Source organism: Micromonospora radicis, from assembly GCF_003583405.1.
GTDB lineage: Bacteria > Actinomycetota > Actinomycetes > Mycobacteriales > Micromonosporaceae > Micromonospora > Micromonospora radicis.
The window spans coordinates 1-8,331 of record NZ_QXEC01000053.1 but is presented as its reverse complement, the minus strand read 5'-3'; the positions used below and the strand labels follow the sequence as shown (position 1 = coordinate 8,331).

Sequence of the window (8,331 nt, the reverse complement as noted above, 5' to 3'; positions counted from 1 at the left end):
TCGGCGGCGCGAGCGGCCTGCGAAGCGGGCCGCCTTGATCCCGTACAGAAAGTTCTCACATCATCCACGCGCTGCGCTGTCGCGACTCAGCCAGCGACTGGACACCACCCTATGGATCAAGTCAGCTGCTTCCGCTGGGGAGACAGCCGATGTATCAATCGTGAGATTGGCGTTGTCCAACCATTCGGTCTCGTCCCATGCCCGAAGCCTGGCGGCGATGTCGCCCGTCGCTCGCTCCGTAATCCGTGTGGCAGCAGTCTGCCGGTCAGACCAGAGCTGCACGACCACCCAACTGATTTCTGGCGTTCCGCGTGTGACTGCATTCACCGCAGCGACCTGGCCGAGGTGGACGACAGGGATCGTGTCGTCCTCAGTCCTCACGAGTGACGGGCGATCAACCACGTACACGGCACCGTATCTTGCGTTCTCCCAAAGAATCGAACCGGCTGCTCTAAGACGTGCTAGGTTTTCGAGCGTCGTCATCCGATACCCTGTTACTCGCCCCGGGCCAACCTTCAAGCGCTCGAAGTGTTGATAGCAGGGGTCCAACTCGCAGAGAGCAGCGGTGACGGTGTCCTTCCCCGATGCGGGAGGTCCGTACATCACGAGACCCTGGCGCATCCTCACCCACCAATGATGGTCTTGAGCAGTTCTCGGGCCTGGCTTTGCAGCGGACGACCCGACGCGCAATTATCTATTTCGATGTGGTCGACCGGCGGACGGAAGCTGATATCAATCGAAGTCAGGTACTGCGGCCAGTCAGCGAGCTTTGCTGCGTCACGGGCAGCTCCGCGATGTCGAACGTAGGTCTGCATCGTATCGGCGTCACAGTAGACCCAAACGAGGGTGGTGCCAGCGCCCATATCTCTGTAGGCAGCCTGCCTTCGCTTGATCCAGGCTAGGTCGTGGAACTCCCGAATAAATGGGGCCGTGACAATTGCGCTATTGCCGCACTGCACATTCTCGTCGGTAGCCGCAATCAGAGACTCGTACTCTCGTGGCCGCACCAGGTCGAGGTAGGTTGCTGATTCACGGTCATGAGGCGACTGGCCTAGCACTTGTAGCGCAGCCTCGACAACGGGCCTGGTCAAGGTGTCCTTGTCCAGGATCGGCCAACCGGTCTCTCTCGCGAGCATCCGACCCAACTCAGTCTTGCCACTGCCGGCATAGCCGCCGATGAGGACCACTTGGGGCTGAGCTAGCCGCGCATCCGGACGACGCTCTGTTGCAGGTGCGACAACCACTCTCTTTGAGCGTGACTTGCTGGCCACTAGCCCTTCGGCCGCGAGCAGCTTCATAGCCTCGGTGATGGTGAAGACGCTGACGTCCCACTGCTCGGCTAGTTCTCGCGTGGAGGGCAAGACGTCGCCGTCCCGCAGCGCGCCGGCATCGATCTCGTTGCGGATGTGCCTAGCGACCTGCTGGTGAAGAGCTTCTGTGCGCGTTAGGCGCTTGTCGGGCGATGACATCAGGGGTTCCCGTCGTTGGCATGACGCTGGTAGGCCCTGAGGCTACCAGTTACCTATCAGAACGGATGTGCGAGAAGTCGCAGGTCACAGCAATGTCGCCACGACGGTCGAAAGAATCTTGGACCTAACAGTTGCCTCGTACACATATCAACTGTTAGCTTTATCGACATCGGGCACTAGCCCAACGAGGGCAAGCCCCATCCGAGAGAAGGAGTCAGTCATGGGACGTCTGATGCTGGACACCACGCGGGTGTCGTACGAGGTGTCGGTGAACCCGGTTCCGAAGCTGGACCAGAACGGTCAGCAGAAGTTCGACCGGGAGACGAAGCAGCCGATGTGGACGGTGCACCTGTACGCGCTGTCGGAGGGCAGTGCGGAGGTCATCAACGTGACCGTGGTGAGCCCGGTGGTGCCGCCGGTGGCGGTGCGTCAGCCGGTGCTGCCGGTGGACCTGGAGGCGTTGCCCTGGGTCAACGACCGGGACGGCAAGGTGCGTTCCGGGGTCGCGTTCCGCGCGGCGGGTCTTCGTCCGCTGGACACCGACACCAAGTAGTAGCTGCCTGGTCGTTCCTGACCTGGCTCCTCATCTGCACTGCTGCTGATGGGTGGACACGGGGTCGCCGTTGATTGGCGTCGTCTGCGACCCCGCGTCCTGGCAACAAATCCGTTCCCTACTGCCAGGGAGGACTTGTCGTGCGCAAGTCTAGTTCGCGGTCCCCGTTCGGCTGGTCGAACCACAACGGGACTGTCACTGTCATCGAGGCCCCGATTGCCCGCTCGTACCGTCGTCGGGCCGTCATCGCCTTCTGGGTCACCTCCGCCGTTGTCGGTCTGCTCGCCGCGACGGTGGCGTCGCACTACCTGCATCCGATCCTGGGTGCTCTGGCCGGTGTCGCGTTCGGCGTCGTGCTGGGCGCGGTGGTGTTCGCGCTGATCGTGGCGTGGCCGGTGCTGCGGGTGTTCTGGCACTGGCTGCCGGAGATTCTGCTCGGTCTGGCCGTCGTCTACGGCTGGGTGGCGTTGATGCAGTCGACGCCGTTGTGGTTGTCGCTGCTCATCGTCGCCCTGGTCGTCGGCGTTCCGGCCGCGATCGGCCCGGTTCGTCGTCGGGTCATGTCGTGGGCGTGGTGCCTGATCGTGCGGCATCGGCTGCGGTTGTGTTTCGCGGCGTTCATCGCCACGAACCGGCATGGGTCGCTGCCGCTGATCCTGCTCGCCCGCCCGACCCCGGCTGGGGAGCGGGTCTGGGTGTGGCTGCGTCCCGGCCTCTCGTTGCGGGATCTGGAAGCCGATGGTCAGGTGCAGAAGCTGGCCGTGGCGTGCTGGGCCAACGAGGTCCGCGTCATGCGCGCCTCCCGGAAGTACGCGGCGCTCGTGCGGGTGGACATCACCCGCCGTGAACCTCTCGCACACACGATCGTGTCGCCGCTGCCGGACTACGTGCCGGCGGACATCCCGTCCAATGCTCCGACTTCTCCGGGCATGCCGCCTGTCGGCCTCGACCTGCCCGAGGTGCCGGATCAGCCGGTCACCGTACCGGCCGATGCGCCCCGGCCGCGCAAGCCGCGCAATCCCACTACGGACACCGCGAGCCCGTCCGGGTTCGACCCCTCCGACTACGCCTAACCGACTACGGGACGGCGCGGACCAGGCACCCCTTCCTGGGTCGAGTGTCCGCGCCACCCTCCCCTGCCCGCCTGTGACACGTACGTGTCAACCAATCCTCGGGAGCCCTTGTCATGGACCTCACCGACACCCTGGAACTTCCCACCAACCCCGGCCCGTCGGACACGGTGCCGGTCGGCGCGGGCCTGTCCATCTTCGACCCGGTGTTCCTCGGCATCGATGAGTTCGGCCAGCCGGTCTACCTGCCGATGATCTACCGCAACATCCTCATCGGTGGAGAACCCGGCTCCGGCAAGTCGTCGCTGTTGAACACGATCGTCGGGCATGCGGCGCTGTGCGCGGACGTGCGGCTGTGCCTGCTGGACGGCAAGCAGGTCGAACTCGGGCTGTGGGAGGACGCCTGCGACGTGTTCGTCGGCCCGGACATTCACCACGCCATCCGCACCCTCTACCGGGTGCAGACCGTGATGGACAACCGGTACACGTTCCTCAAGGCCCGCCGCCGCCGAAAGATTGGCCCTGACGACCTGTTCGGGCAGATCCTCGTGGCCTGCGACGAGATCGCCTACTTCTCCGCCACCGCCGGAGACGAGAAGACGCAGAAGCTGTTCGCCGCGCTGCTGCGCGACATCGTGGCCCGGGGCCGGGCCGTCGGCATCATCGTCGCCGCCGCGACGCAGCGGCCGTCGTCGGACATCATCCCCACCTCGTTGCGGGACCTGTTCGCGTGGCGGTTCGCCGGACGGTGCACCACCGACGTATCCAGCGACATTGTGCTCGGGCACGGCTGGGCTGCCCGCGGTTTCTCCTCCAACACCGTCGACCCCAACAACCACGGGGCCGGTTACCTCATCGCCGAAGGTGGCATCCCCGCCCTGGTCAAGGCCGCCTACCTCACCGACACCGACATCATCCGCGTCGCCGACTACGCCACCTGGACCCGCCGCCACACCGGCACCCTCACCACCGACAACGCCTCTCCCGCGAGGGCTGCCGCATGAAGACGACGAAGCAGCCTGCCACTCGGGTGCTGGACCTGGTGCTCATCGGCGACGGCGACGACATCGCCGCTCTCACCGCCATCGCCCGCCGTACGGGCTCTCTGGTGTTCCGCTCCGCACCCACCGCCACCGACGACGGCAGGCAGCGGGTGTTCCTCCGGCTCCACCTGCACCACCGATAGAAGACGGCCGACAGACCGGGACCAGCCCTAGGAAAGCGAACCCGACCTGCCGGCCCAACCACTGCCCACGAGAGGACGTGGCCGCCATGAACCCTACCCAAAAACCGGACCCCACCCCCGGCGCGCTGGCCGACCTGACCCCGGCCGACATCCTGCGCTGCGCCGCCCGCTACCTCGAACTGCGCGGCTGGACGCAAGGCGTCCCCTACGAGCTGGCCGAGCATCCCGCTTTCCCGCCGGCCTGCCCGCTCGGCGCGATCACCGTCGCCATCTACGGCTACCCCGCCGCCATCGACGGTCACAGCGACGACATCGCCGCCACGCTGCGAGACACCACCATCCGCGTCCTGGCCGACTTCCTCCGTCAGGACGGCCACGTGCCCGAACCGGACGCGATCCGCTGCGCCGACACGCAGATCGTCGCCGACTGGAACGACGACCCGTGGCGGACCGCCGCGCAGGTCACCGACATCCTGCGCGCCACGGCAGACGAGTGGGACTGGACCCACGCCACCGAGGACGACTTCGAAACCTACGCTGACGCCTGCGTGTGGGCTGAGAAGAACCCGACCCGTGAGGGCTTCCTCGCCTGGCGGGCTGGCCAATGACCGCCCGTCTGGACCGCCGGCTGCTGACCGCTGGCATGGGCGTCTCCGTCGCCCAGCTCGTCACCCTCTGGGCCGACCACACCCCGGCCCGCCTTCCCGTACCTGTCACTTGCCCTGGCTGCGGCCACCCCTACAGCGAGAAGGCACCGATGTGCCCAACCGCCGCCGTCGTGCGGCCTCTGCTGCGCCGCCGCCGCCACGAAATCCGGGGCGCTATCGACGCCCTGACCCCGAATCAGCTTGCCGACCTGACCGGTAAGCGGCTGTCCACCGCGCTTCCCGCCGAGGTGACTCGATGACTGCTGCCCCGATCACCGACCCGACCCCAACGCCTCACCACGACATTTCCACCGCCGGGCTCATCACCGCTCTGGAGTCCTGCTGGGCCGCGATCCGCGCCCAACACCCCGAAGTTCCGGCGGCCGTGATCGTCGTCGGCTCCGGCTCACCCACCAAACCGAATCAGGGCATGACCTGGGGCCACTTCGCCGCCCTGCGCTGGCAAGCCGGCGACCGCCAACTCCCCGAGGTACTGATCTCTGGTGAAGGGCTGTCCCGCGAACCGGAAGCCATCTTCACCACCCTCCTACACGAGGCCACCCACGCCCTCGCCGACGTGCGAGGCATCCAGGACACCTCCCGACAGGGCCGCTGGCACAACAAGAAATTCGCCACCCTGGCCGCCGAACTCGGCATGTCCACCACCAAGGACGACAAGCTCGGCTACTCGCCCTGCACCCTGACCGACCTCACCCGCGCCCGCTACAAGGCCACCATCACCGGACTCGGTGAGGCGCTGCGGTTCTACCGGCATCCGGAACCGACCGGGGAAGCCAAGACCCGCACGAACAACAACAACGGCATCTCCTGCGAATGCGAGTGCCCGCGCAAGCTGCGCATCTCCCAAACCGCCTTCGAAGAGGCACCGATCGTCTGCGCCGGCTGCGGCGCGGCGTTCCTGCCCGAGGACATCGACCGCGACACCTACGAACACCCCACCCTCACCACCGGCACCGACCGTGCCGACGACAACGACGACCAGGCCGACGACGACTCGGAGGACCCGATGGTCTTCTACGACCCGACCGGCGAGCGCTACGGCCTGCCGACCTACCCCTACAAGTTCGCCCCCGACGGCCTACTCACCCGCCGCCAACTCCGCGCCCGGCTGCTGCGGCCCGGCGGCCAGGAACCCGCCGCCCAAATCATGTGGCGGCGCGGCAAGCGCATCGCCTACCTCTACCGACTCGACCTCGCGCTCCCCAAGCGGACCGCCACTGCGGCACAGCGTGCCGCCATCGACAAGGCGCTGATCGCGCGGCGTACCTGCCCCACCTGCGGCCAGGTCAAGCCCTACTACCTCCGCCGCTCGCTCGGCGAATGCTTCGACTGCACCCCCGGAGGTGCCTGATGCCCACGACCAGTCGATCCTCGCGCGGCTGGGCCTACCTCGGCCTCACCCTCGGCGGACTCGTGTCCGTCGCCGCGAACATCGCCCATTCCTTCATCGCCCCCGACAATGCTCCGGCTGACTGGTCGCCGGAACCCGGCAAGGTCGTCTCCGCGATCGTGTGGCCGCTGTTCCTGTTCATCGCCATCGAAATCCTTGCCCGCACCCCCTGGCCGACCGGCCTGGGCTGGAACCTGCTCCGCTGGGTCGGTTTCCCGCCCGTGGCCCTGGTCGCCGCGTTCGTGTCCTACCGGCACCTGTCCGGACTACTCGACCACTACAACGAGGAAACCCTCGTCGTCTGGCTCGGTCCCCTCGCCGTCGATGGCCTGATGCTCAAGGCCACCGCCGCGCTACTCGCCAACAAACACGCCAACCGGCCAACCGACACCGTCCCGGCACCCGCGCCGGCCACCCTCGCTGAGGCCCCGTCACCCGACATCACGGCCTCACCGACGGTCCGCCCGGCCGCCGCGACCCCGGCCACCAACCCCGAACCCACCAGCGAACCGACACCCGAACCCATCAACCTGCCCACCTCTGGCGAGGACACCACGCCCACGACGACGGTCGAGCCCACCCCGGACACCACCGAGACGGACCCGACCCCGACAACCCCGGTACCCACGACGGTCACCACCGGCCCACCGGCAGCACTACTGCCCAACGCCCGGATCGTCGCCGCCGCACACGAGAAAGCCCACGGTGAACCCATCACCGCCGGCCAACTCGCCGTCCGGCTCCGCGTACCCACCAACACGGCCGCCGACATCCTCACGGCCCTGAACACCCACAACCCGACCATCAACGACAAGACCCACAACGGCACCGCCGTCGGAGTCACCGCGTGACCTCCTCGACGCTGCCTCTCGCGCCCGAAACCACCACGGTTTCGGGCACGGGAGCCTCCGCCGAGCCTGACGCCGGCTACTGGCCCTGGGCTACCCCCACCCGCACCACCCGCAACCCGGCCGACGACGGCTGGGTACGCGGCCACGACCCGCGCACCGTCGCCTCCGGACGCGCCCGCGCCCAGGACCCCGACTACCCCGACTGGCTCAACCACGTCAAAGCCGCCTCGGCGTGTAAGCACCCGATCCGGCTCGCCGGACAGATCCACGTCACCGACGCCGACGGCAACCGGGTCGCCACCGTCGACACCGAGGACATGCCCGACGGGGCCATCTACACCCCCTGCGGCAACCGCCGCGCCACGGTGTGCCCGTCCTGCGCGGAGCTGTACCGCCGCGACACGTTCCACCTGATCAAAGCCGGGCTGCAAGGCGACCGGTGGGGACTACCCCCACTTCACGAACACATCGCCATCTTCCTCACCGCCACCGCCCCGTCATTCGGGCCGGTACACCACCGGGTCGTCAAGGTCCACGCCGCCGACTGCCGCCGCAAGGACGGCTGCACCTGCCGACCCGCCGCCTGCCACCCGTTCGGCCGCACCTGCCCCCACGGCCACGAACTGCGCTGCGGACAGCGGCACAAGGCCGGCGACAGCCAGCTCGGACAGCCGCTGTGTCTGGACTGCTACGACCACGCGGGGCAGGTCGTGTGGAACCACGAAGCCCCCGAACTGTGGCGCCGCACCATCCAACAAGTCGACCGCGAGCTACGCCGCCTCGGCCGCGCCCACGGCGTCGAACTACGCCGCCGCTACATCAAGGTCTACGAATTCCAGGTACGCGGCGTCGTCCACTACCACGCACTCATCCGCCTCGACGGCGAGAACCCCGACTGCCCCGGCGCGATCGTCCCACCCCCACCCGTGATCACCCGCGACATGTTCGCCAACGCCGTACGAGCCGCATTCGTCAAGACCGCCTACACCTCCGCAACGCACCCCGCCAACGACGGGCACGGATGGCAGATCGGCTGGGGTGACAAGGGCCTGGACATCAAACACGTCAACGCCCCCGGCGGAGAGGTCAACCTCGCCCAGATCACCGGCTACATCGCCAAGTACGTCACCAAAAGCACCGAGGT

The 8,331-nt window shown here is 67.3% G+C and carries 10 protein-coding genes; 9 read left to right on the top strand and 1 reads right to left on the bottom strand.

Annotated elements, in window-relative coordinates; genetic code table 11:
* Nucleotides 1-623: 623 nt before the first annotated feature.
* A complete protein-coding gene (locus tag D2L64_RS26740; RefSeq protein ID WP_119579969.1) occupies nt 624-1,469 on the bottom strand; it encodes a GntR family transcriptional regulator in 846 nt (281 codons plus the stop codon).
* 220 nt (nt 1,470-1,689) lie between these two features.
* On the opposite strand from D2L64_RS26740, the gene D2L64_RS26735 reads away from it, so the two are divergent.
* The 9 genes from D2L64_RS26735 to D2L64_RS26695 form a co-directional block, all read left to right on the top strand.
* Complete coding sequence (locus D2L64_RS26735) at nt 1,690-2,022, top strand: hypothetical protein (protein ID WP_119579968.1); 333 nt, start codon at nt 1,690-1,692, stop codon at nt 2,020-2,022.
* 140 nt (nt 2,023-2,162) lie between these two features.
* A complete protein-coding gene (locus tag D2L64_RS26730; RefSeq protein WP_119579967.1) occupies nt 2,163-3,095 on the top strand; it encodes a hypothetical protein in 933 nt (310 codons plus the stop codon).
* Between the two features lie 113 nt (nt 3,096-3,208).
* Nucleotides 3,209-4,096 carry an FtsK/SpoIIIE domain-containing protein gene (locus D2L64_RS26725; RefSeq protein WP_119579966.1) on the top strand — a complete coding sequence of 296 codons (888 nt, stop codon included), beginning with the start codon at nt 3,209-3,211 and terminating at the stop codon, nt 4,094-4,096.
* Nucleotides 4,093-4,278, top strand: a complete 186-nt coding sequence (locus tag D2L64_RS26720; protein WP_119579965.1) for a hypothetical protein — start codon at nt 4,093-4,095, stop codon at nt 4,276-4,278. The genes D2L64_RS26725 and D2L64_RS26720 overlap by 4 nt, the downstream gene beginning before the upstream one ends.
* An 86-nt stretch (nt 4,279-4,364) precedes the next feature.
* Complete coding sequence (locus tag D2L64_RS26715; RefSeq protein ID WP_119579972.1) at nt 4,365-4,886, top strand: DUF6197 family protein; 522 nt, start codon at nt 4,365-4,367, stop codon at nt 4,884-4,886.
* Nucleotides 4,883-5,185, top strand: a complete 303-nt coding sequence (locus tag D2L64_RS28140; protein WP_233559171.1) for a hypothetical protein — start codon at nt 4,883-4,885, stop codon at nt 5,183-5,185. The genes D2L64_RS26715 and D2L64_RS28140 overlap by 4 nt, the downstream gene beginning before the upstream one ends.
* 767 nt (nt 5,186-5,952) lie before the next feature.
* Nucleotides 5,953-6,297, top strand: coding sequence for an RRQRL motif-containing zinc-binding protein (locus D2L64_RS26705; protein WP_119579971.1), 345 nt, complete (start codon nt 5,953-5,955; stop codon nt 6,295-6,297).
* A complete protein-coding gene (locus D2L64_RS26700) occupies nt 6,297-7,187 on the top strand; it encodes a DUF2637 domain-containing protein (protein WP_119579963.1) in 891 nt (296 codons plus the stop codon). The genes D2L64_RS26705 and D2L64_RS26700 overlap by 1 nt, the downstream gene beginning before the upstream one ends.
* Nucleotides 7,184-8,331 (top strand): replication initiator (locus D2L64_RS26695; RefSeq protein WP_119579962.1); only part of this gene is annotated, 1,148 nt, incomplete at its 3' end. The genes D2L64_RS26700 and D2L64_RS26695, both read left to right, overlap by 4 nt.